The sequence below is a fragment of the Pseudomonas sp. Colony2 genome, assembly GCF_019382755.1.
Lineage (GTDB): Bacteria > Pseudomonadota > Gammaproteobacteria > Pseudomonadales > Pseudomonadaceae > Aquipseudomonas.
Map to the genome: position 1 here is coordinate 2,202,249 of NZ_CP080030.1, position 1,378 is coordinate 2,203,626.

A 1,378-nucleotide genomic window follows, 5' to 3' on the forward strand; every position below is an offset into this window, starting at 1 on the left:
CTCCATCTATTATCTGAGGTCGAACCAACGACCGAAGTTGTCGAAGTGGGATTACTTTTGAGCATGGGGCCGCCGATGCAGGGAAAAACGTTCGAGATAGTGCGAATAGATCAAATCCACGAAATTGTTTCGCCAACCGTAGAGTCACTTTTACAGCCGTTAGGATTCGAAGTTCAGGGCCCGCTGTCCTGGCTTCGTAGCGTCGATGCTCCCATTCGCCAACTCTTTCGCCTTGAGCAGTGGAAAGGCGGCGCGCTAGCGCCGTCATGGGCTCTGTCACTGGACTTCGTTCCCCATCTTTCCGGCAATGAAATCAAATGGCACAGGACGTCAAAATCAGCACGACCTGATCTGACTTTCGATGTGCGCGATCGAGCGTTTGATATCTCATGCAGCTACGGACCTGATGCCATAGCAACCAGCGCACCCAATATCCTCCGGGCTGCCATTCCAAAAGCTGAATCGTTTTGGGACGAGGCTCGTTCGATAGCCGACCTGCCTGGTGCTTTCGAGCGGGTCAAGCAGCATTTGTCGACGGGTGGCCTGGGTTTCTACAACTACATACAACATCCTCTTGCATACGCGTTTGTATTGGCCATGAACGGCAAGCCCGACACAGCCGAAGAAGAGTTTCAACGCTATTCACAGCGTCTTTCAGAGGCGGCTCGAAAAAAACTCCGCAAGCTATTCATTGATGCAGGCGGTCACCTTGGCTAAGCGAGTACGGCTTTTTCAACAGAATCGGCCAGAAGCGGCCGCTCATGACCGACCGCTTCCGACCCAACGCAGCCATCCGCTCCTGACTATTGGGTTAATGCACCCACGTCATTCACCAGTGTGCGCCAGCCATCCTTTGCCTCCTGCTCCGAGGTAAAGACTTGCACTTTGGGATGCCAGAACGCCCCCTCGATTACGATGCATTCCAAGGTAGAGTCCTGAAACGTAAAGACATAGTGGATAGCATCTTTCATGAACCGCTGTTTGTCGTGTCGAGGATGAATGGCGTTCCTTTGCTCAAGCTCTGCTAACCAAGGCGAATTATCTATTCGATGAATTTGGTAATGCTTTAGGCCAAGTCCAATGAGCGGATGGCCGCCCAAAGCTTCGTCGTTTGGCGAACCGAATTGGATTTTCTTTACTAGCGGAAAATGAACCACAGCTATTTCTTCTCCGGTGGTGTAATACCGTAAACATAGTTGCGTGTCCGTGGCGAACACCACTGGTTCAGGCGACGTACTTGGCTGTGGCCAGGAGTCGAGCAGCACTACGGTCGCTAATGACATGCGGGAACCTGATGAATGAATGGGTTATAAACAGAGTGCGAGAGCGACTCGTTGTCGTCAAACCTTTCTGATCGCGACCGACTGCTTCTGGCCGA

The 1,378-nt window shown here is 52.1% G+C and carries 2 protein-coding genes; one reads left to right on the plus strand and one right to left on the minus strand.

All coding sequences use genetic code 11. The features are described 5' to 3' along the window. A partial coding sequence (locus tag JV201_RS09530) for a hypothetical protein (protein WP_257903296.1) occupies window positions 1-717 on the plus strand: 717 nt, incomplete at its 5' end. A gap of 86 nt (window positions 718-803) precedes the next feature. Here the strand turns inward: JV201_RS09530 and JV201_RS09535 are convergent. Beyond that, window positions 804-1,283: a hypothetical protein gene (locus tag JV201_RS09535; protein ID WP_023659022.1), complete on the minus strand. Its 480-nt coding sequence runs from the start codon at window positions 1,281-1,283 to the stop codon at window positions 804-806. Window positions 1,284-1,378: the final 95 nt, after the last annotated feature.